Raw genomic sequence first — 21852 nt, forward strand, 5'->3', positions numbered from 1 at the left:
GGTCGGTCCTAGCGGAGTAGATAGGGCATGTTGACGGTGACGGCGCCGGTCGGACAGCGGGCCGCGCACGGCCCGCAGTACCAGCATTCGTCGACGTGCATGAACGCTTTGCCGGTGTCGGGGTTGATCGCCAGCGCGTCCAGCGGGCAGACCTCGACGCACAGCGTGCAACCGTCGATGCACAGCGACTCGTCGATGGTGACCGGCACGTCGGCGCGGTTGTTGCTGACCAGTGTCAAGGCTTGCTCCTAATCAGATTGCCGCGCATGGTGATTCGGTCACCGCGCATCCGGATGTACTCCAGGTCGACCGGCCGGCCGTCGTCGAGGCTGGTGAGCCGCTCGAGCATGAGCAGCGGCGCCCCGTCGGGCACCTGCAGGGTGGCCGCCGAATGGGCGTCGGCGGGAATGGCTTCCAGCGCCAGCGTCGCCGAACCCAGAACCTGGCCGCTGACCTGCTCGATGAGCGCGAAGATGTCGTCGGTCTCCAGCCGATGCTTGAGTACCTCGGCGCCGATATCGGGCGCCAGGTAGGTCAGGTCGAGGCTGAGCGGCAGATTGCCCAGGAAACGCAACCGTTCGACGAACACCGCCTGCGCGCCGGGTTCCAGCCGCAGTCGGTGGGCCACCGACGGCGGGGCCACCACCGACATCGCGACGCGGACTTCGTTGCGCACTTCGCCGTCGTTCCTGAAGGTTTCCTTGAGCCCCAGCAGCGCATCCAGGCCGTGCGCGTACTTCCGTTGCGCGACATGGGTTCCCACTTTGGGTCCGCGTTCGATCAGCCCTTCGTTCTTCAGTACGCCGAGCGCCTCGCGAATGGTGTTGCGCGACACCAGGAATTCGGCGGCCAGTTCGCTCTCCGCCGGCAAGCCGTCGGCGTAGGCGCCGGCGTGGATCTGCTGACGCAACACGTCGGCGGTGCGCCGGGCCCGGTCGGCCCGGGCTCCCTGGATCGGTACTGCTTCGGCCACGCCGTCACGCTAATGCAGGTCAGCGGCCCATTCTGGACACTCGGAGCGGGTCGGTGGCGGCACCGACCAATGCGCCAGGCCACGGTTCGGGCCGGTCGGCTGCGACCAGCGAAAACCGCGGATCAGTGGGCTATTGCGCCACCCGAGGCGTCCGCGGCAACTTCCGATCCCGGTGAGCGTAACGGCCGCGCGCCCGCGCGCAGGCGCGCCGACTGGGAATCACACGACGCGACACGCCGCTGTGCCGTCGCCGGATTCCCGCTCGGCAGCCGCCGACGGCGAGGCGGACGGCCGAAGCAGCCCCGACTCAGTTCACCGGAACGGTGTGCTCGTTGGCCACCAGCGTCTGTTCGGCTCCGGTGGCCGGACCGGACCCGTTGCCGTTGCTACTGGCGCTGGTCACCGCGCTGCGCTTGGCCTCCAGCCGGGCCAGCGCCTCCTGGGTGAACACCGACAATCCCAGATCGTGGTTGTAGCCGTGGATTTCCTTCACGTCGAGCTGAGCCAGGAAGTAGATGATCTCCTTGGAGACCACCTGCCCCGGCACCAGCACCGGGAAACCCGGCGGGTAGGGCACCACAAACGTGGTGGACACCAACGTCTTTCCCTCGGCGAGCCGACGCCCGGCGGTACCGATCTGCACGTATTCACGGTCGGATTCCTCGTAGCCGGCGTAGAACGCCGAGCGGGTGTCGCCATAGCTGGTCGCCCCCTCCGGCCGGAACGCGACGTCGAACTCGCTGAAGTCGGGCAGATGCGGCAGATCCTCGGTGATCTCCTCGACCCGGCGCTCGTGCAGCGCCCAGTCGGCGGTGCTGGCGGCCTTCTTCTCCCGGTCGAAGTCGATGGCCACCCGGCGCAACACGTCGAGCAGGTGATGCACGCTCGACCAGGTAACGCCGATGGTGAAGATCAGCAGCACGCTGTTGATCGACGTCTTGTTGATCTGGATACCGAACCGGTCCATCAGGATCTTCTCGCGGAAGTCGTAACCGTTCATTCCGGTGTTGCCCAGGAACAGCGTGACCCGGGTGGGATCCAGCACGAACTGGTCGGACCGCCAGGCCTCGTTCCACTCGTCCAGGGCGCCCTGCCGGACCTCCCGGTACGAGCTGACCGACGCCCGGTACTCCTGCGGAACCAGGTCGGATTCGTCGAGGATGCGGAACCACTTGCTGATCAACCGGTCTTTACGGACCCGGTGCCGGAACACCAGGGCCATGTCGTAGACCTGGCGGACCAGCTGGAACCCCTCGATGTCGACCTGGCGACGAGCCAGGTCAAGTGAGGCCAGCAGCTGCTGGTTCGGCGAGGTGGAGGTGTGCGTGAGGAACGCCTCGCCGAACGCGTCGCGGGCGCGAGCGTTGAAGTCCTGGTCGCGGACGTGGATCATCGACGCCTGCCGGAACGCCGACAGCGACTTGTGCGTGGAGTGCGTCGCATACACCCGCACCCGGGCCCGATCGGGATCCGGCAACAGCTTGCGATCGACCCACTCCGAGCGGGGCACTCCTTGCATCGAGGCCTGCCACTTGCGGTACTCCGCACGGTATTCCGGGGAGGCCAGGCGCTGCTCGAGGTGTTCGGCCGACACCATCGCCGTCCGCTGCCGGGCCCACGGCACGGCGGTGGCGAACGCGTACCACGCCTCGTCCCACAGAAAGCAGATGTCCGGCTTGATCGCCAGCACCTCCTCCATCACCTGCCGCGGGTTGTAGACGACCCCGTCGAAGATGCAGTTGGTGAGCAGCAGCATCCGCACCTTGTCCAGCTGCCCGGCCTCCTCGAGGTCCAGCAGCGCCTTCTTGATGGTGCTCAGCGGCACCGCTCCGTAGATGGCGAACTGCGGCAGCGGATAGGCGTCCAGATACAGCGGGTAGGCACCGGCCAGCACCAGGCCGTAGTGGTGTGACTTGTGGCAGTTGCGGTCGATCAGCACGATGTCGCCCGGGCGGGTCAGCGACTGCACCACGATCTTGTTGGCGGTGGAGGTCCCGTTGGTGACGAAGTAGGTGTGGTTGGCGTTCCAGGTGATCGCCGCCTTGTCCATCGCTTTCTTGATGTTGCCGTGCGGGTCGAGCAGTGAATCGAGCCCACCGGAGGTGGTGGACGTCTCGGCCATGAAGATGTTGCGGCCGTAGAACTCGCCCATGTCCTGCAGTGACTTGGAGTTGAAGATAGACGCGCCGCGCGCGACGGGCAGTGCGTGGAACTGACCGACCGGCGCGGCCGCGTAGGCCCGCAACGCATCGAAAAACGGTGTGGAGAACCGGTTTCGCAGACCGGCGATGACCGTGCTGTGCAAATCGGTGACGTCGTTGAGGCGGTAGAAGGTGCGGTCGTAGACGTCGGGTTCGTCCTCGTTGCCCGCCGCGATCGACTCGTCGGTCAGCAGGTACAGGTCGATGTGCGGACGCAGCTCGCGGATCCACTCGCCGCATTCGACCCAGTCGTGCGCGCGGTCGGACACCGGGACGTCGTCGTTGGCGCCCAGCAGCGTGTTCATCAGCGGCACCCGGTCACGCGAGCGCAGCGGCAGGTCGTGGCGGATGATCGCGGCCTGAATCTCGCCGTTGAGCGCCACCGCGGTGATCGCGTCTTCGACACTGGGAGCCACCAGAATCTCGAACTGGATGTCGTCGGCCGGGTTGCGCAACGCTCGCAGGCTCTCGGCCAGCGAGTCCGGCGAGTTGTGCGGCGAGTCGTCGGCCAGCAGCACCGTGTAGAACTGCTGCTGCTTGGCCTGCGCCACCAGCTCCTGGTCGGCCAGTGGTGCGGTGATGTCGAAAAGCGCAGTGCGGTCACCGTATTCGGACAGCAGCCGCACGGCCTGCGACACCTCCTCGGTGAGCCGCACCGTGGACAACATCTCCAGATGAGCGCGGAAGGTCGCCAGGTTCGCCGCCCCCGGATACAGCCAGTACCGCTCGTAGGCGGCGATGCGGTCCATCAGCCGCTTCACCTTGGCCAGGTCGTGGGTCTTGTCCAAGCCCGCCAGGTCGACCTCGGCGAGATGACGGCAGGCGTCGTCGAGCAGGTTCCACGTGTCGATGCGCGTGTACGACGGGTTGGCCACCGCGGCCAGCGCGGAGACTCGAAGTCGTCGCTTGGGGGCGCTGTCTGGGTTCATTTCGTCACCTGTCTTCCGCCAGCGGTTGCAGCTGATCCCATGCCACAGTAGAGGTCGGCGGGGCGGGATCGGAACCGTTCGGCACCGGTTGGCAAGCGACATCTGCCGCCGGGGCGGCGATTTCAGGCCGGGAGTTCGGCCTCATGCACGCCATACGGAACGGCGGCGAGCAGGGTGACAGTCAACTGTTCACCGCTGGGCAAGCGGTAAGTCCGCTGCTCGTCAGGTGCTGCGCCCACGATCGCGGCACCCAACGGAGACCGGGTCGAGTAGACCTCGATGTCGCCGTGCTCGGCGCCGCGCACCCCCAGCAGGAACGTCTCGACGTCACCGCTGTCCTCGAAGCGGACGGTCACCACCATGCCCGGTTCGGCAATGCCGTCGTCGGGTGGGTCGTCACCGGCGACGGTGGTGAGCATGAGGTCGTGGATCCGCTGGATCTGCAGTTGCGCGTCGTCGGGATCGGGGCCCGACGCCGACTGTTTGCGCAACGAGGACAGTCGCTGCTGCAGCCGTTCGTACGCCTGCCTGGAAATCCATGCCCGCCCGGTCATTGGCTGCTCCTCACTTCAGATTCGTTGGTTGCCAGGGGTTGTCGTCAGGGACGGGCCCGACGGGCAACCGTCCCTGACGACTCGACGGCCGGTGCCGGCCAAGTTTCTAGCGGCCCACCTTGCGCAGCGGGTCGAATTCGCGAAGTTCCTGCGGTTGTTTGCCGGTGGTGATCTGCTCGGCCAGCAGCCGGCCGGTGACCGGTCCGTGCGCGAATCCCCACATGCCGTGCCCGCCGGCCACATAGACGCCCGGCCCGACCTCGCCGATCACCGGCCGGCCGTCCGGGGTGACCGGGCGGGCCCCCACCCAGAGGTCGCTGCGTTCCTCCCAGCGCACGCCGTCCAGCAACGGGCGCACCGAGGCGACGATCGCGTCCACGCGTTCGGGCCGGCCGGCTTCGTGCGGGCCGCGGAATTCCATGGTCCCTGCCACGCGCAGCTGCCCGCGGTACGGCGTGCAGGCCACCCGCGCGTCGGGCAGGTAGATAGGACCGGGGATCGGCCGGTCGACCGGCACGGTGAACGAGTAGCCGCGCCCGGCCCGCACCGGCACCCGCATCCGGCGGCCGGCCAGCCGCGACAGCAGCGCGCCGGTGGCCAGCACGACGACGTCCGCCTCGAGTGCGAGGCCTCTGCTCGGCAGCACCGCGACACCGGTGCGCGACGTGCCGATGCCGTCGATGTGCAGCCTGCGGGTGGTCGCACCCCGCTCGATCACCGAACGGCACAGCGCCTCGACGAACCGGCCCGGGTCGACGAAGCGCTGCCCGTTGACGTTGAGCCCGGCAGTGACCGCGTCCGCCGCCAGCGGCACCTGCTCGCGCAGTTCGGCTCCCGCCAGGGAAGTGACATCGATTGTCTGCCCGGCGTTTTCGAGTTCGCGTAGCTCGGTCAGCAGGTGCTGCGCCCGCGCGGCGGTGCGGAAGACCGCGGTCACCGGCGCGTCGGTGACCGGCACGTCGACGCCGTTGCCGACGAGCACCTCGAACGCCTCGATGCATTCTTCGTTCAGCGGCACGTTGGCCCGCAGGGCGCGCATCCGCGGCGCACGCCGGCAGTCGGCCGCGAACTGCAGCAAGAACTTCGCCAGCCTGGGATCCGGTCGGGTCGGAAGATGCAGCGGCGCAAGGGTGATGTCCCAGGAGCGGTGTAAAAGGGGCGTCACGTAGGCTCCCTGTTTTGCGTTGGTGATTTTATGCGATCGCTGACGAATTGGATGCCGCCACGGCGAGCATGTCTTGGTCTTACTTAGATCGCCTCAGTAACCACTGACGCTTCGGTTTCCGGATGCCGGTCCGAATCCGTTTGCAGCAGTTAAGTCCCGTCGGTGGCAAGTCGACCGTTGTGTGTCAAACAGACCGTGCATCGATCACCCCGGCGCGATGGAAGGAATCACCGGAATCATCGGGGTTTTGGCCTATATTGCTGCTGATGGCTCGTGAATAGATACTCGATCGGACCGCCCACTCCTCGAACGGGAGGACATCTTTGACCACGACCGTGCCCCAAGGCCGTCAACTGCACCTCGCTGGGTTTTTCTCGGCTGGCAACGTGACCCACGCCCAGGGTGCGTGGCGTCACGTGGGCGCTACGAATGGCTTTCTCAGCGGTGAGTATTACAAGCGGATCGCTCAGACGTTGGAACATAGGAAGTTCGTTTTGACTGTTTTTTGCCGGACGGTTTGGCGATCGAACAGTTACGGTGGGATCTTCAGATGACCGGCGTCGGCCTGGGCAATCAGAGCGTCATATGGGCAAACCAGTGTTGTTGCAACAATGGCCGCGGCGACCGACAGATTGGGTTTGGGCGCGACGGTTTCCACGACGTACTACCCGCCCTACCACGTCGCGCGGATCTTCCGCGACGCTGGACCATCTGTCCGGATGGCCGGGTGTCCTGGAATAATGGTGACGTCGCTTAACGGCTCAGGCGCGCAATTTCAGGGTCGACAAGCACCTAGAACTACACGATATCAGCGACCGTGCCGACGGTTCTTGGGAGTGGTGAAGCTGGCGGAACTCCTGGGGCGGCGTGCTCTGCTGTTGGACAAGGCGGGCGGGCGGTTTGCCGACCCGAAAAGGTCCAATACGTTGCACCAGAGGCAAATGGTTTGTCAGTTCGCGGCCCCGTTGCAAGGTCCACAGGTCACCGCAGGGCGAGCCGGTTATCTCCTGCAGGCGGGATTGTCACCGCGCGGTCGGCGCTTCGCCGGGCGGTGGGCCGAAGCGGTGTTTAGTATCTCGCCGAATCTGGACATCATGCGTGCGACCTATATGGGACCTCAGATGTGGCGCCGCTGGCCTGATCCGGACCAGACCCGAGGTTTTCGTGATCATGCCGGTCCTCGGAGAGACTGCGGCCATCGCCCGAGACCGGCTGGAATACATCAACTCGCTGGTGCATCCTGAGGTCGGTCTGTCGACCCTGTCGAGTCATAGCGGGATTGATCTCTCGGCGTATCCGTTGGACACCAAGTACGCCGATATCGTGGCCGACCTTGGTGACCGGCAACGTGCCGTCCATGTTGCCAGATGTTTTTCCGCGACCGCTGGCAGCGGCGACTTGTCGCTCAGCGCGGGGGCTACAGGACGGCGTTGCAGGATAACGTCGGGTTCGTACCGCGGTGGGCGAACAGCCAGGCATCACCGAGCAACTCGTCCAGCCATTTCGAGGCTGGTGCCGCCAGACAGTTCATCATCTCTGCGGCCTACCTATCTGTAAACGTCTGACGGGTTCGTTGATCAAGGTGGTGCCGTTGCTGCAGGGAGCGCGGGTGTTTCCGCACCGAGTACAGAGAACTGCGCGAGCATCTCAGGGTTGAGCCGCCCCACCGGTGGGAGCGTGCAATGACCACGACTCGGTCAGCGTGATGTCCTGGCCTACAGTAACTGCGGTTCCCAATGCGCTGCTGACGCCTTGGAAGCGGGTTTGTTGTTGGCGCAGGAGGGTATCGCCCTGGAGGGTGAGCGGCGCCCAGGGCGCTTTACACTGCCTGCAGCCATCCCGCCTACACCAGGTTCGGTGGGAGATCCGCCGTTAGTCAGCGAGGGCTGCGGGCACCGGGGGCGTACCACGCCACTGCTGGGCGTCACCCAGCTGCTGGGGCCTCAGGGCTTTTACGTGTGCGGACAGTCGGGTGCGGTACGCCCGCCGAAGTTGGCGGGCCGCAGATCGGGGTCTCGGCGGCGGCGATTCGCATCTTGCGCCGCGAGCTGGGTGACTATCGCCAGCTCGACCCGTGGCGGCAGACATTGATCGCCCTGGGCACCTGGGAGGCTCGGGGCCTGCTGTCCACGCTGGAGCGCGGCGGTGTGAAACTGGGCGATGTCGACCTGGTCGCCATCGAGACTCCAACGTGGATCTGCCCGCGGACCGGTTGAAGCGCCGCCACCAGCGTCAAGACCGATCTGTTCCCGCGGTGGCCCACCACCAAAAGCGGCGTCTAGACGCTGGCACAGTCGACGCTGTTGACTGGTTGCCGTGGGCTGCCGGGCACTGGAAGATCTCTACGGCGCTCGTGTACTGGCCGACCTCAGCGGCGACCAACGCAACCTATACGCCAGCGTCTGGACGGTCAGCGCGCAACTGGTCGAGACCCACCCCGATCTGGTGCAGCGGCTCGTCGACGCCGCGGTGCGCGCTGGCCAGTGGTCCCGTCACCACCACGACGGGTGGTGACAATCATGCCACTCCAACCTCGGCGTGGCGCCCGCGGCGATCGACCGGATTCGGCTGACGCTGTAAAGGCACCACAGCGCCGCACGCCTGGACGAATCCGCCATCAGCCTGCTGGACCAGACACAGCGGTTCCTCCCTCGACAACGACCTGATCGAGTCGCCCGGTCGATCTTGAGCAATAAGGCCGCACCGGGTTTCTTAGCCGCAAGCTGGGCTAGCCGATCGACGCAGGAAACCGGATTCGCGGCCACTGACGACCAACACTGCGAAGCGGCCAGCCGACCTCGCCGACCCCAGCCCGTTGCCCGTAGCGTGATCCTGGCCCGGACATGGCCAGGACAGCCTCATCGAGCGCGACCGTGTAACGGATCCGGGCACGCGAGAACGCGAGGACCTGCGCGCCAGCGGCCTTCTGTCGCTGGCAGTTCCTGGCCGTTCGGGGATGGGGGTGCTGACTGGCCCACCATCTTCCCGAGTGATCCACCGAGATCGCCAAAGTAGACGGCTCCTTGGGTCATCTGTTCAGGTACCACACCATTATTACTTCGTTCATCGACTCTTGGGGTCAGAGCGAACAGACGGAGCACGTCTACCGCCGGGTAACAGCACAACTGGTGGGCCGGCAGCATCCAGCGAACAACAGCCACGTGCTGGACTGGAAGGTCGTGCCACCCCACGAAGACGAAGCTGCACCGGTTTAGGGGCATAAACGCTTCACCAGCGGCGCCACGGATTCCAGACCTGCTGCTCGTCTTTGGGTAGTTCAAGACGCGTCGGCGACGCAGCGGGGATCGTCATCACGCGGTGATCCCGACCGACCGAGCCAGCGTCACAGTCAACGACGACTGGGGCGCCCTGGGCATGCGTCGCACCGACAACAGTGGCACCGTGGGTTTTCACGACGTTGAGAGGTGCTTGCGCTGGCGAGTTCTCAGGGGCCCCAACGCCATCATCAATGACTTCTTCCAGTTCCCAGCCTTAACCTATTCCCGGGCCACTGGTTGACTGAACTTCGCCAACGTCTACCTTGGGATCGCGCAGGGGCGCTCGACGCCGCGCATTCACCGCCGAACCCAAGCCGCCCGTGGACGCCAGCCGGTGTCACCCGGGCCAGTCGAGGATCCCGTCGTGCGCGCCTGCAGCGAAATGCCGTTGTGCCTACTAAGGCGCGGACATGCGCCGCTGAGATGTCGCGCGACTATTTTAAACCGTCTAGGACCGAGATAACAACTGACCGCCGAGGATCGCGGTGACTCATAGTCCGCGTGTCCGGCGTTAAGGCGTTGACCTCACGGGTCGCCCTCGACATCACCAGCCCAACATCTTCCAGGTCATCGGAATTACGGCTTTTACACCCAGTACGGATTCGACCGATTCTGGAGAAGCATCGCACCATACCTGCGTGAGATCCTCCACAGATCGCCGAGAGTCGGCAGCCATACTCAACAGCCGCTACGGTGACTGCATCTAGCCACGTTCGTGAGGAGAAGGCTCGCTCCACCTGAAACGAATAGTCCCAGCCTGTGACAATCGATTCTATGCAGTGGCATTGAATCGGTTGGCGTGCATGATTTCGGCGTGACCCGAATTCCGTTGCGGGAGTTCGGAAAGTGGTCATGCGGCGACCTGCGCAGGTTGGCCAGCGGCGCAGCCCGGCCGGTGTCATGGTGAACCCTCGCCACCCGAAGCCAGGAGCGCGATCAGCGCCGCCGACGGCTTCAGACGGGAAACCTCATGGGCAGCCCGACCGGTAAGCCTTGACGGCGGCGGGTCTCACCGAAAGACGTCCGCTCAGTGAAATTGGTGCACGCTGGGTCAGATGCTCGCGAGACCGCAGGTAGGCGTCAGCGGTGCCGGTGCTGAGGAGGGCAGACACCACACCGCTGCCGGATGGGAGTCGCGCCAACGTAACAGAACGTCGGTAGCTGCGCATACCCCGACCGCGTCGGGGCCGAGGTGATCGTGTCGGGCAGATCGACCAGTAGTCGGCCTTGACCTCGCTTGGGCGTTCTTGGGTACCTTGGCCCAACGTTTCTGGCGCGATGCAGACACCGCTGCCGCAGCGCTGCGCGCCCCATGGTGCGCTCTGACCACGCGCCGATCAACCCGGCCGCACCGTCGCTGACCACCAGCGGCGGACGCGCCAGCTGCGCTCACCGAGCCCGGTCAAAACCCCTCCACGTCACCGGACTCGCTTGAAGCGGCCTCCAGCGACGAACACCGGGTTTGCCGTCGGTGTCGATACCTGCACGCCCGGCCCAGCACCGGGTCGGCCGACGCGTTGGCGTGGTATTTGAAGTGGCTGCGTCGAGGAACAGGTAATCCCAACTCGATGTCGTCAGGCGGCGAGCGCTCAGGCCTCGAACTGGTCGCGGATGTCTTCCTGGTGCGATACCGTCGATTTCCGACGCGCGGCGGTCTCGCCAGCGCCTCGAGTCAGGTGGCCTGCACATCGCGTGTCGACAGTCCGCGCACGGGCCCAGGCGATCACCAGCGACTCCAGCGCGTTGGTCTTGGTCACCCCTTACCGGCGAAAGACAACTGCGGCGGCGCTCGGCGGTGCCGCGCACCTTTAGCGCTCCATGCCGGGCCGGCGGTGGTTTCACCGTGGTCGGGCAGTACCGTTGCGCGCATCCGGCGCGGGCGCCGCACTGCCGCCATTGCTCATGGCGGTCCCCGGCCCAAGAAACGCGGTCACCTCGGCCTCGATCGGCCACCAGCAACAACCGGGCGCCGAGCACCGCGACCTGCTCGATCGCACCGCCAGGTCCTCGCCGCCGGCAGAACACCTCATCAATTTCTGCCTGCAACCGCTGCGCAGGCGTGATCCTCTTCGTGGTTGTGGGTTCCTTCAACTGACTTGCTGGTCTTGAGGGAACCTGCACGTCCGGAGCCGCCTACACTGCTGGAGGACTCACCGGCGCAAGCGGATCGAGCAGCGATCGCAACCCGAGACGCAACACCGCAGGCGAGTTCAGCGGCACGATCAGGCCGGGCGCGATCCAGCCGGCGTTGCCACCCGAGGCACCGGCGCCGACGTAGCCTCCGTCGACCACCGTGACGTCGACCCCGCGCTCCTGCAGGAACCACGCCGTCGACAACCCGACGATGCCCGCACCGACGACGATCGCCGACCGCGGCCCGCCGTCGACCCGCTCGCTGTCGACCACCATGACACACCTCCGAATGTTCTGACCTGACAATTCCCATGGTGGTGGCGGTGGCGGCCGGCGGCTTGCCCGATCCGGACAACTGCGCTCCCGGCAGTTGTCGCGTCCCGACAACACACCGGCACAGTCAGTCCCGGTGCTGCAGGCCGGCGAGTGCGAACCGCGCGATTCCCAGCACCGACACCCCGGCGATAAATACCGCCACGCCGACCCCGAGCGCGGCCATCACCGCCTCGTCGACCGCGGTGGTGTTGGACGGGTGCACCGCCTGGCCGGCGTCGTCGACCCAAATATGTACGACGTCACCGGTTTTCGCGGTTCGGTTGGCGACGACGGCGCCACTGCGTTCGGCACCGCCGGCAGACCAGCGGGCCGGCACGGTGGCCAGCGGGCTGTCCAGGTCCCGGTGCCGCGGCGCCTCACCCACGACAGTCGCGATGACCTGGCGACGGTTCTGCGCCTGCTCGGCATAGAAGTCGGCGCGGACGTCGTAGACGCCGACGCCGGTGATCATCGCGGCCGACGCGGCCACCAGCACCAGCAGCAGGGCGAAAGGTGATCTCACAATTCCATGGTGGCGTCGGCCGGCCCGGCAAGCATTGCCGTGACGGGACAAATCGGGCTACCGGATTTGTCGGGCTGGGACAGCCTCAATCGGGGTCGGTCGCCGCCAGCTCGATCGTCATCGCCAACCGCTTGCGGGCGTCGTCCAGCTGCAGCGCGGTGATCTCGGCCATCTTCCGCAGCCGGTAACGCACCGTGTTCTCGTGGACGCCGAGTCGCTCACCCGCCCCGGCCGGGTCGCCCTGGGCCTCCAGCCACGCCCGCAGCGTGGCTACGTATTCGGTGCCGTGAGCGCGGTCGTGCGCCCGCAGCTCCACCACCGGGCCCCGCTCCGGCGACCGGCCCGCCCGCGCGGCGGTCCGCAGCCGTTGCAGCAGCACCTCGTCCCAGGACTCGTCGTACACCGGCGGCGCCGATCCCGGCGCTGCGGCCTCCTGCAGCGCCAGGCACTCGTCAGCCTCCTGACGGGCGGCGACCAGGTCGGCCGGCTCGGCCGGCGCGCTGATGCCGGCCGACACCACCGCGTCCGCGGGCAGCGCGGCCCGCAGCCCGCTGATCCAGCGCCGCGCGCCGTCGGCCTGTTCGCCGGGCAGCAGTGTGTAGATGGTGTTGCGGATCAACGCGCTTCGTCCCGGTCGCGACCAGCCGAACCCGGTGGTGGCACGGTCGAACGCCAGCAGCAGCGCGGCATCGCGGGACGCCCCGATCGTGGCGTGCAGCGCGATCACCCGGAGCGGGCCGGGCGGCAGTCCCAGCCTGCTCACCACCGTCGCGGCGTCGATGGTGCCCTCCAGCAACCGGATCACCAGATCGGATTCGACCTGGCGTTCCAGGTCCGCGCTGGCCCGGGAGCGCAACAGGTGCAGCGCCACGGTGTGGGCGCCCTCGGCCAGCGCGGTGCGCTGGGCACCGCTCAACGGAGCCGGGCAGGCCACCCACACCGAGCCCAGGATCTCCCGGCCGGAGCGGGCTGCCACGACCATCCGACCCACCAGTCCGTGTTCGGGTGCCGGGTCGATGAACAGCGGCTCGTCGCGGGCCGCGAGGTGCGCGAGCACACCCCGCGCCTCGAACAGTGCGCGCAGCTCGGCCGGCGCCTGCCGCTCCAGAATGGTGGCCACCCGGGCCGAATCGGCGTTGTGCCGCCGCGAATACGCCAGCACCCGCAGCAACGGATCTTCGATCGTCACCGCCGCGCCGGTCGCATCGGCCAGGCTGTCGGCCAACGCGAACAGGTCGGTGGGACCGCGCCCGGACTCGGTTTCGCGGCCCTCGAGCACCAGCCCATAGACCACGGCGGCGACCTCACTCCACGACACGGCTTGGTCGAGCACCAGCACCGCACCGGCCCAGCCGTCGTCAATGGGCTCGTCGAGGTCCCGGGTAAGCACGACGACGGCGTGCGCCGCGGCCGCCCATTGCATCGCTTCGGCCGACGAGGCCGCATCGATTGCCAGCAGCAGGTCGCCGAACCCGGGACTGGCCGGGCCCGCTTCGTGGATCACCACGCTGCGCAGCTCGGTGGAGCGCGGCACCGACGACCAGCGCAGCCGGACGCCGTAGCCACCCAGGACGTTGACCAGCCGGTCCAAGGTGATCATCGGACGCGCTCCCGCAGGTTCAGCCGTCTAGCTCGTCGTCCACGATCTCACGGTTGGCGCGGTTGCCGAGCGGGTTCTCCATCCGTTTCAGCAACGGCAACTGCGGCAGTTCCCAGCGCTTTGCCGGCAGATCGGTGACGTCGGTGAGCGAGCGCACCACCGCCTGGGTCAGGCCCATGATGGCGGCCATCACCGGCAGCAACGGCTGCAGGGGCTTGGCCGCGCTACGGACCGTGCTGATCCGGCGCGCCAGGATCAGGCGCTCGACCGCGTGATACACCCAGGCGCCCACGCCCAGGGCGAAGATCGCCAGCACCGAGGCCACGATGGTCCAGCCGAACGCAGCGCTCACCACCGCGCCCACCACCACCGTCGCCGCTGCCAGCACCGACAGCACGACTCGCAGCTCCAGCCGGGTCACGAGGACTGCCCCCGCACCGCCTGGGCGGCCGCCCTGATCTGCGGCGTCACCAGCATGACCTGGCCCAGCACGCCGTTGACGAAGCCCGGCGATTCGTCGGTGGACAGCTCCTTGGCCAGCTCGACGGCCTCGTCGACGGCGACCGGCTCGGGCACGTCCTCGGCGTACAGCAACTCCCACACCGCGACGCGCAGCACCGCACGATCCACGGCCGGCAACCGGTCCAGCGTCCAGGCCTGCAGGTGCGCGCTGATCAGCTCGTCGATGTGGGCGGCGTGCTCGGCGACACCGCGGGCCACCGCAATCGTGTACGGGTGCAGCTGGGCGACATCGGGGTTGGCCGCGGCCAGCTCGGTGCGAACGTCGACCATCTCGGCGGGGCTCAGGCCCCGCGCCTCGGCCTCGAACAGCAGGTCGACGGCGCGTTTACGCGCCTGGTGGCGCCCTTTGACCGGACGCGTCGATTTCGGCGCCGGTTTGTCCGGCTTGCGTTCCCCGTCCGGCATGCTCAGGCGTTGACCCGGCCCAGGTAACTGCCGTCGCGGGTGTCCACCTTCAGCTTGTCGCCGGCGTTGATGAACAGCGGCACCTGGATCTCCGCGCCCGTCTCGACGGTGGCGGGCTTGGTGCCCGCGCTGGACCGGTCGCCCTGCAGACCGGGCTCGGTGTGCGACACCACCATCTCGACCGAGACCGGCAGCTCGATGTACAGCGGGGCGCCGTTGTGGAACGCCACTTGCACCGGCAGGCCCTCCAGCAGGAACCGCGCGGCGTCGCCGACCAGCGACTCGGGCAGCGCGTGCTGTTCGTAGTCCTGGCTGTCCATGAACACGAAGTCCGAGCCGTCGCGGTACAGGTAGGTGGTGTCGCGGCGGTCGACGGTGGCGGTGTCAACCTTCACCCCGGCGTTGTAGGTCTTGTCGACGACCTTGCCGGACAGCACGTTCTTGAGCTTGGTGCGCACGAACGCGGGCCCCTTGCCGGGCTTGACGTGCTGGAACTCGGTGATGGTCCACAGCTGCCCGTCGATGACCAGGACAAGTCCGTTCTTGAAGTCAGCAGTGCTCGCCACGATGTTCTAGATCTCCGATCTGCTACGGGATGGTGACGGGTCTACGTGCCTTCTAGGCAGGGATCCCCAGGGCATGCCCATACCCACAGCAGCACCATCACGTTCTGCCGGTGGAGCGTAAACCTCTACCCGTGAGGGTGCGAGGAGGGTGGGCATCGGCCTGAGCTTACCCGCGTAAAAGGGCAACGCTAACCCGCCGAACTCACCCCCGACCTTCGATGAGAGACCTCGGGACCGGGTGATGACGCCGGCTACGCCAGCCCGGTCGCCCCGTTCAAGCCGAGCAACAACCCGCCGGCACCGCCGATTCCGCCAACACCGGGGCTGACGCCGAATATGTTGATACCTGCGTTGCCGCCGGCCCCGCCGTTGCCGATCAAATCGGCGTCGCCACCGTGGCCCCCGTCGCCGCCCACCGCTCCGCCGCCACCACCCCCGCCGGTCCCGCCATCACCGATCAACCCGGCCTTGCCGCCGGCACCGCCATTACCTCCGGCCTGGCCGCCGAATCCGCCGCCGCCGCCACTACCACCCCAGCCGGCCAGCATGCCCCCGGCCCCGCCGTTGCCGCCCGCACCGCCGGTAGCTGCGTCGGGGCGAAGCCGCCGACCCCGCCGTCCCCTCCGTTACCGAACAGCAGGCCACCGGTGCCGCCGACACCCCTGCTCCGCCGGCGACCCCGAACTGTCCGGTGAACCCTCCTGCGCCGCCGGCCCCGCCGGTGCCAGCGAAAATGCCGCCGCTACCGCCGGCGCCCCCGGCGCCGCCAGGACCTGAGGTCGCGCTCCCGCCGATGCCGCCAACGCCACCCGTGCCGAACAGCCCGGCCGAACCGCCGGCGCCGCCCGCCCCGGCAATGGCTATCGCGCTACCGCCGGCGCCCCCGGCGCCACCGATGCCGAACAGCCCGCCTGCCCCGCCTGCCCCTCCGTTGTGGCCCGGGGCACCCTGGCCGCCGGTCCCGCCGTTGCCGAACAGACCGGCAGACCCGCCCGCCCCACCGTTGCCGAGCAATCCGCCACCTGCTCCCCGGCCCCGCCGTTGCCGAACAGGCCCCGGCGCCACCGTTACCGCCGTTGAGATGGGTGCCGCCGCCGAGCCACCGGCACCTCCGTTGCCGATCAATAATCCGCCTGGTGCGCCGTCCGCCCCGGTTCCCGGGGCGCCGCTGGCGCCGTCGCCGATCAGGGGGCGTCCAAGCAACAGATTGGTGGGCAAGTTGATGAACCCCAACAGATCTTGCTGCAGAGTCTGCAGAGAGGCCGCCCCCGCGGCTTCGGAGGTCGCATATTCACCCGCTCCGGAGTTCATCAACCAGGCAAACTGCTTGTTAAAGGCCGTTACCTGCGCGCTCATCGCCTGATACGCCTGCCCGTGCGCCCCGAATAGGGCGGCGACGGCTGCCGATACCTCATCGCAACCCGCGGGCAGCACTTGCGTCGTCGCGGTCGCCGCCGCCGCACCGGCACAATTGACTGTCGAACCGATACTCGCCACATCCGAGGCAGCAGCCGTGACGAATTCCGGGGCCGCAAACACAAACGACATCTCACACCTCCGACGACGCGGGTACTGAAACAATCTGTGATGGAGCGGTCGATAATCTGTCGTGAACAGACTCGGTTGTGATGAAGCGCAGGCATTGAGCGTATCGGGCAGCGGACAAGCCCTCCGAAGTTGCCAGGAACTTCCCAGGTTTCAGTCGCCGCTAAGCGTGCTCGGCGGTGTGTGCCCAGCTATCACGGCTTTACCTAGTGGGGCGGCCCAGATCTCAGAGCTGCAATGTAATCAGTTCCTTTGGGAACCGGGTGAGCAACTCCGGACCGGACGCGCCGTGACCTGCGTCGCGTGGCGCGTCCGCGGGAACCACCAGGGTGTCCTCGATGCGGACACCGCCGCGGCCGGGGAGGTAGACGCCGGGCTCCACCGTCACGACCGAACCCGCCAGCAGGGTTCCGGCGGACGTGGCCCCGATGCCCGGCGCTTCGTGGATCTGCAGGCCAACTCCATGCCCCAGTCCGTGGCCGAAGTTTTCCCCGTAGCCGGCGTCGGCGATCAGCTGGCGCGCCGCACCGTCCACGTCACGCAACTCGGCGCCCGGATGCAGCGCTTCGCGACCGGCGCGTTGCGCGTCGGCGACCAGCTGGTAGATCTCTAGCTGCCAGTCGGCCGCCTTTTCCAGGATGAAGGTACGGGTCATGTCGGAGTGGTAGCCGGCAACCAGGGCGCCGAAGTCGATCTTGACGAAATCACCCGCGGCCAGCACCGCGTCGGTGGGGCGGTGGTGCGGGATCGCCGAATTGGGCCCGGCGGCAACGATGGTCTCGAACGAGATCGCGTCGGCGCCGTGGTCGAGCATCAGGTTCTCCAGCTCGCGGCTCACCTCGCGCTCGGTGCGGCCCGGCCGCAGCCCGCCCCGCTCCACCAGATCGGCCAGCGCGGCGTCGGCCGCCTCGCACGCCAGGCGCAGCAACGCCAGCTCACCATCGTCCTTGACCTCCCGCAGCGCTTCGACCGTGCCCGATGCCCGGACCAATTCGGTCGCCCGCCCGTCAAGTTCGCCCGCCAGCGCGTCGAAGCCGTCGACGGTCACGACGTGACTCTCGAAGCCCAGTTTGGTCACGCCGTCCTGCCCGGCCCGGCCGGCCAGATAACGACCGACCGCGCGCTCGATGGCCACCTCCAGATCGGGTGCCTGCTGCGCTGCCTGGGTACGGTACCGGCCGTCGGTGGCCAGCACCGCCTCTCGGTCGTCGGCAAACACCAGCAACGCGCCGTTGGAGCCGCTGAAACCGGACAGATACCGCACATTGATCAGGTCGGTGACCAGCATCGCGTCTAGTCCGGCGGCACCGATCTTGGATTTGAGGTTGTGTCGACGCTGAGAATGTGTCACGACCCTTGACCGTACTCGCTACGCTGTTTGCCCATGAACAAGTGGATGGTGCGTGGATTGATTTTCGCAGTCGGAATGGTCGTGCTCCGACTGGTGCAGGGGGCGCTGATTAACGCCTGGCAGACGCAGTCCGCGCTGATCAGCATCGTGTTGCTGACCATCTTCATCATCTGTGCTGCGGTCTGGGGCACGTTCGACGGTCGCGCCGATGCCAAAGCCCACCCGGACCCGGACCGTCGCGACGACCTGGCCATGGTGTGGCTGCTGGGCGGACTGGTGGCCGGCGTGGTCAGTGGCCTGGTCGCGTGGATCATCGCGCTGTTCTATAAGGCGATCTACACCGGTGGGTTGCTCAACGAGCTGACGACGTTCGCGGCGTTCACCGCCCTGCTGGTCTTCCTGTTCGCGATCGTCGGTGTGTCGATCGGCCGGTGGCGGGTGGACCGCAACGCGCCCGCGCCCGAGAAGCGCGACGCCTCGCGCGGTGGCACCGACCGCGCCGATACCGACGTGTTCTCCGCGGTGCGCGCCGACGACAGCCCGACCGGGGAGATCCCGACGGCCGCAGCCACCGAGGAGCGCACCTCGCCGGTCGCCACGATGGAACGCGAGCAGGACTCGCGCACCGAGGTGATCCGCACCCACGACGATGACGCCAAGACCGAGGTCATCCGCACCCACGAGGACGACCCCAAGACCGAGGTCATCCGCACCGGCGACAGCGAAGCCAAAACCGAATTCATCCCCACCCACGACAGCGACGCGAAGACCGAGGTCATTCGCACCGACGCCGACCACACCAAGCCCACCGCCAAGCCGGATCTGCGCAAAGACTAGTTGCCATACCGGGATACTGCGCGGCCCATGGTCCGAGGACCTGTTGGGTCTTTATTTGGCGACCTACATCCGAGCCGCCAACTTCTACAGGGGCATGCGCTGTCCGATCAATGCTCAGGTCAATCTCTTGCCAGTTTCGCCAGCGTCCGCTTCGCTTGAAGGCGAACTTCGCTGTCTGGATCATCCAGGTACGGTTCGATCACTGACCGCAAGGAGGCTGGCAGGTGTTTGATCGCACGTAGCGACCGGAGTATGTAGGGGCGAACTGACGGATCATCCAGCTCGCTGACCGCCAAAGGAAGCGCGTCATCCGGGTCTGCCCGCAACAGCCACTCGATCAGCGGCGCTCGTCCGAAACTTAACGAACGATCCGTCGCGACTTGGCGCATGCGTACATAATCGGCGGGGGCAGCAATATACCTGAGCGCCGTACCAATGGTTGCCAAGATGATCGGTGGCGCCGGTGGCTGCAGATAGAAACTGTCGAATAACAGCGATACCGCCTCCGTGCCCATCGCATCGACCGTGGTCAACGCCCTATACAGTCCATCACGGAGATCATGTAACTCAGTGGGTTGAGTCAGCCCACTCTTGTTCTCTAGATTCTTCAACCAATCGATCAGTACAGGAATAAGGCTGGGGTAGCGTTCATTGGTGTTAATTAGGTCAGTGATGCTGCGGAATGGCAAATTCTTGCGCTTAGCCGCCTTAGTAATATCAGCATTGAGACGTTCGTGAGCGCGTTTCCATTGATGGGTCGGAGGCATTAGTTAAGCGCCATCCTCGCCATTCGCAACTTTTCGCTTACCGCCGATAACTGCATTAAGCCGACAACCTCGTGATATCAACCGTCATTCGATGAATTTCTTGCTCGGCCGCTTAGTCGCGAGTCCATGGGCGGGACAGCGCTGGGGCGCCTACGCGCCGGCCAGGTAGCGCAGCGCCAGCAGGTAGCCCTGAACACCCAGGCCCACGATCACTCCGGTGGCCACCGGGCTGAGGTACGAATGCCGCCGAAACTCTTCGCGCGCATGCACATTGGAGATGTGCACCTCGATCAGCGGGGCGCGCAGCTCGGCGCACGCGTCGCGCAGCGCCACCGAGGTGTGGGTGAGTCCGCCGGCGTTGAGTATCACCGGCTCCGCAGCGTCCGCGGCGCGGTGGATCCAATCCAGCAGCTCGGCTTCGCTGTCGCTTTGCCGTACAACGACTTTGACGCCCAGCTCGGCGGCCTCGCGCTCGATCAGGGCGACCAGTTCGTCGTGAGTGGTGCTGCCGTAGACGGCGGGCTCGCGCCGGCCGAGCCGGCCCAGGTTGGGCCCGTTGAGCACGTTGACGGTCACGGTCATGGCGCGCACAACCCGGCGTACGCGGTCACCAGCAGGCCCGGGTCGGGCCCCACCAGCCGGCCCGGTTTGGCCAGCCCGTCGAGAACCACAAAACGCAGCACCCCGGCGCGGGTCTTCTTGTCCCCGGCCATGAATTCGATCAGCTGCGGCAGCGCGTCGGCGTCGTAGCTGACCGGCAGACCCAGCGAAGTCAGGATGTCGCGGTGCCGGGCTGCGGTCTCGTCGTCGAGGCGGCCGGTCAGCCGGGCCAGTTCGGCGGCGAACACCAGGCCCACCGACACCGCCGCCCCGTGCCGCCACCGGTAGCGCTCCCGGCGTTCGATCGCGTGGGCCAAAGTGTGGCCGTAGTTCAGGATTTCGCGAAGTTCGGATTCCTTTTCGTCGGCGGCCACCACCTCGGCCTTGACCGCGATGGCACGGCGGACCAGCTCGGGCAGCACCTTGCCCTCGGGGTCCAGCGCTGCCTGCGGGTCGGCTTCGATGAGATCCAGGATCACCGGGTCGGCGATGAATCCAGCCTTCACCACCTCGGCCATGCCCGCGACGATCTCGTTGTGCGGCAACGTCTTCAGGGTGGATAAGTCGACCAGCACGGCCAGCGGCTGGTGAAAAGCGCCGACCAGGTTCTTGCCCGCCTCGGTGTTGATACCGGTCTTGCCCCCGACGGCGGCGTCGACCATGCCGAGCAGGGTGGTGGGCACGTGCACGATCGACACACCGCGCAGCCAGGTGGCCGCCGCAAACCCGGCGACGTCGGTGGCCGCCCCGCCACCCAGGCTGACCAGGGCGTCCTTGCGGCCGATTCCGATGCGGCCCAACACTTCCCAGATGAACCCGACCACCGGCAGTTCTTTGCCGGCTTCGGCGTCCGGGATTTCGATGCGGTGCGCGTCGATTCCGTTGTCGGCCAAGCGGATTCGCATCCGCTCGGCGGTGTCGGTCAGCACCGGCTGGTGCAGGATGGCGACCTTGTGGCGCCCGGCGAGCAGTTGCTGCAGCTCGTCGAGCAGCCCCGAGCCGATCACCACGGGGTATGGCGGGTCGACGGCCACCTCGATGGTGACCGGCGAACTGTTCTCTGTCATTTGGCGGCCTCTACTTGAGTCTGCAACCGGGACACGATGTAACGCACGACCGCGCCGGGGTTGCGCCGGTTGGTGTCGACCCGGATGGTCGCGACCCGGCGGTACAACGGGATGCGGGTGGCCATCAGCTCACGGAACTTCTCGGCACGGTCGGGCCCGGCCAGCAGCGGCCGCACCGTGCTGCCACCGGTGCGCCGCACGCCCTCGGCGGCGCTGATCTCCAGATAGACCACGGTGTGACCGGCCAGTGCGGCGCGCACCCCGGGGCTGGTGATCGCGCCGCCGCCCAGCGACAACACCCCGTCGTGGTCGGCCAGGGCCGCGCGGATCACCTCCTCCTCGATGCGACGGAACTCCTGCTCGCCGTCGGTGGCGAAGATGTCGGCGATGCTGCGCCCGGTCTTCTCCTCGATGGCGGCGTCGGTGTCCAGCATGCTCACCCCGAGCGCCTTGGCCAGCCGGCGCCCGATGGTCGACTTGCCGGAACCCGGCAAGCCCACGAGTACCGCTTTGGGAGCCAT

General features: G+C 67.0%; 19 protein-coding genes and 2 pseudogenes. 3 read left to right on the plus strand and 18 right to left on the minus strand.

The features are described 5' to 3' along the window. Window positions 1–8 precede the first annotated feature (8 nt). The 5 genes from L6444_RS17190 to L6444_RS17210 form a co-directional block, all read right to left on the minus strand. Window positions 9–239, minus strand: coding sequence for a 4Fe-4S dicluster domain-containing protein (locus L6444_RS17190; RefSeq protein WP_236976082.1), 231 nt, complete (start codon window positions 237–239; stop codon window positions 9–11). Continuing rightward, window positions 236–973, minus strand: a complete 738-nt coding sequence (locus L6444_RS17195; RefSeq protein WP_236976084.1) for a GntR family transcriptional regulator — start codon at window positions 971–973, stop codon at window positions 236–238. The genes L6444_RS17190 and L6444_RS17195 overlap by 4 nt, the downstream gene beginning before the upstream one ends. Window positions 974–1280: 307 nt before the next feature. Next, window positions 1281–4103, minus strand: coding sequence for an aminotransferase class I/II-fold pyridoxal phosphate-dependent enzyme (locus tag L6444_RS17200; protein WP_370653121.1), 2823 nt, complete (start codon window positions 4101–4103; stop codon window positions 1281–1283). 122 nt (window positions 4104–4225) lie between these two features. Next, complete coding sequence (locus L6444_RS17205; protein ID WP_236976086.1) at window positions 4226–4657, minus strand: GreA/GreB family elongation factor; 432 nt, start codon at window positions 4655–4657, stop codon at window positions 4226–4228. A gap of 106 nt (window positions 4658–4763) precedes the next feature. Then, complete coding sequence (locus L6444_RS17210; protein ID WP_236976088.1) at window positions 4764–5822, minus strand: NAD(P)/FAD-dependent oxidoreductase; 1059 nt, start codon at window positions 5820–5822, stop codon at window positions 4764–4766. 1958 nt (window positions 5823–7780) lie between these two features. Between L6444_RS17210 and L6444_RS17215 the strand changes: the two genes are divergently transcribed. Together L6444_RS17215 and L6444_RS17220 are read left to right on the plus strand one after the other, a co-directional pair. Next, window positions 7781–8038 carry a hypothetical protein gene (locus L6444_RS17215; protein ID WP_236976090.1) on the plus strand — a complete coding sequence of 86 codons (258 nt, stop codon included), beginning with the start codon at window positions 7781–7783 and terminating at the stop codon, window positions 8036–8038. 100 nt (window positions 8039–8138) lie between these two features. Further along, window positions 8139–8336 carry a type 2 periplasmic-binding domain-containing protein gene (locus L6444_RS17220; protein ID WP_236976092.1) on the plus strand — a complete coding sequence of 66 codons (198 nt, stop codon included), beginning with the start codon at window positions 8139–8141 and terminating at the stop codon, window positions 8334–8336. A 2353-nt stretch (window positions 8337–10689) separates the two neighbouring features. On the opposite strand, the gene L6444_RS17225 is transcribed toward L6444_RS17220, so the two are convergent. The 9 genes and pseudogenes from L6444_RS17225 to L6444_RS17270 form a co-directional block, all read right to left on the minus strand. After that, the gene (locus tag L6444_RS17225; RefSeq protein ID WP_236976094.1) at window positions 10690–10857 is read right to left on the minus strand and encodes a hypothetical protein; all 168 of its coding nucleotides are present in this window, start codon (window positions 10855–10857) and stop codon (window positions 10690–10692) included. A 385-nt stretch (window positions 10858–11242) separates the two neighbouring features. Then, window positions 11243–11509 (minus strand): annotated as a pseudogene (locus L6444_RS17230) (FAD-dependent oxidoreductase); the annotation flags it as partial. 124 nt (window positions 11510–11633) lie between these two features. Continuing rightward, window positions 11634–12071: an Rv1733c family protein gene (locus tag L6444_RS17235; RefSeq protein ID WP_236976096.1), complete on the minus strand. Its 438-nt coding sequence runs from the start codon at window positions 12069–12071 to the stop codon at window positions 11634–11636. Window positions 12072–12156: 85 nt separating this feature from the next. Next, window positions 12157–13671 (minus strand): PucR family transcriptional regulator, encoded by a 1515-nt coding sequence (locus L6444_RS17240; protein ID WP_236976098.1) that lies wholly within the window; start codon window positions 13669–13671, stop codon window positions 12157–12159. A 19-nt stretch (window positions 13672–13690) separates the two neighbouring features. Continuing rightward, window positions 13691–14092, minus strand: coding sequence for an antitermination protein NusB (locus tag L6444_RS17245; protein ID WP_236976099.1), 402 nt, complete (start codon window positions 14090–14092; stop codon window positions 13691–13693). Further along, window positions 14089–14598 (minus strand): transcription antitermination factor NusB, encoded by a 510-nt coding sequence (gene nusB, locus L6444_RS17250; protein ID WP_236976100.1) that lies wholly within the window; start codon window positions 14596–14598, stop codon window positions 14089–14091. The genes L6444_RS17245 and nusB overlap by 4 nt, the downstream gene beginning before the upstream one ends. A 2-nt stretch (window positions 14599–14600) precedes the next feature. Continuing rightward, window positions 14601–15164 (minus strand): elongation factor P, encoded by a 564-nt coding sequence (efp, locus tag L6444_RS17255; RefSeq protein WP_236976101.1) that lies wholly within the window; start codon window positions 15162–15164, stop codon window positions 14601–14603. 251 nt (window positions 15165–15415) lie between these two features. Further along, a pseudogene (locus L6444_RS17265) lies at window positions 15416–16712 on the minus strand (PE family protein). Window positions 16713–16935: 223 nt separating this feature from the next. Next, window positions 16936–18060 (minus strand): M24 family metallopeptidase, encoded by a 1125-nt coding sequence (locus L6444_RS17270; protein WP_236976105.1) that lies wholly within the window; start codon window positions 18058–18060, stop codon window positions 16936–16938. A gap of 33 nt (window positions 18061–18093) precedes the next feature. Between L6444_RS17270 and L6444_RS17275 the strand changes: the two genes are divergently transcribed. After that, window positions 18094–18897 (plus strand): B-4DMT family transporter, encoded by an 804-nt coding sequence (locus L6444_RS17275; protein WP_236976107.1) that lies wholly within the window; start codon window positions 18094–18096, stop codon window positions 18895–18897. 119 nt (window positions 18898–19016) lie between these two features. Here the strand turns inward: L6444_RS17275 and L6444_RS17280 are convergent, their stop codons facing one another. From L6444_RS17280 to L6444_RS17295, 4 genes are all read right to left on the minus strand, one after another. Beyond that, window positions 19017–19664, minus strand: coding sequence for a hypothetical protein (locus L6444_RS17280; RefSeq protein WP_236976109.1), 648 nt, complete (start codon window positions 19662–19664; stop codon window positions 19017–19019). 150 nt (window positions 19665–19814) lie between these two features. Beyond that, the gene (gene aroQ / locus L6444_RS17285; RefSeq protein WP_236976111.1) at window positions 19815–20246 is read right to left on the minus strand and encodes a type II 3-dehydroquinate dehydratase; all 432 of its coding nucleotides are present in this window, start codon (window positions 20244–20246) and stop codon (window positions 19815–19817) included. Beyond that, on the minus strand, window positions 20243–21331 hold the full coding sequence (gene aroB / locus L6444_RS17290; RefSeq protein WP_236976113.1) for a 3-dehydroquinate synthase: 1089 nt from the start codon (window positions 21329–21331) through the stop codon (window positions 20243–20245). Before aroB ends, aroQ begins: the two co-directional genes overlap by 4 nt. After that, on the minus strand, window positions 21328–21852 hold the full coding sequence (locus L6444_RS17295; protein ID WP_236976115.1) for a shikimate kinase: 525 nt from the start codon (window positions 21850–21852) through the stop codon (window positions 21328–21330). The genes aroB and L6444_RS17295 overlap by 4 nt, the downstream gene beginning before the upstream one ends.

Origin of the sequence: Mycobacterium kiyosense (assembly GCA_021654635.1) — a bacterium.
GTDB lineage: Bacteria > Actinomycetota > Actinomycetes > Mycobacteriales > Mycobacteriaceae > Mycobacterium > Mycobacterium kiyosense.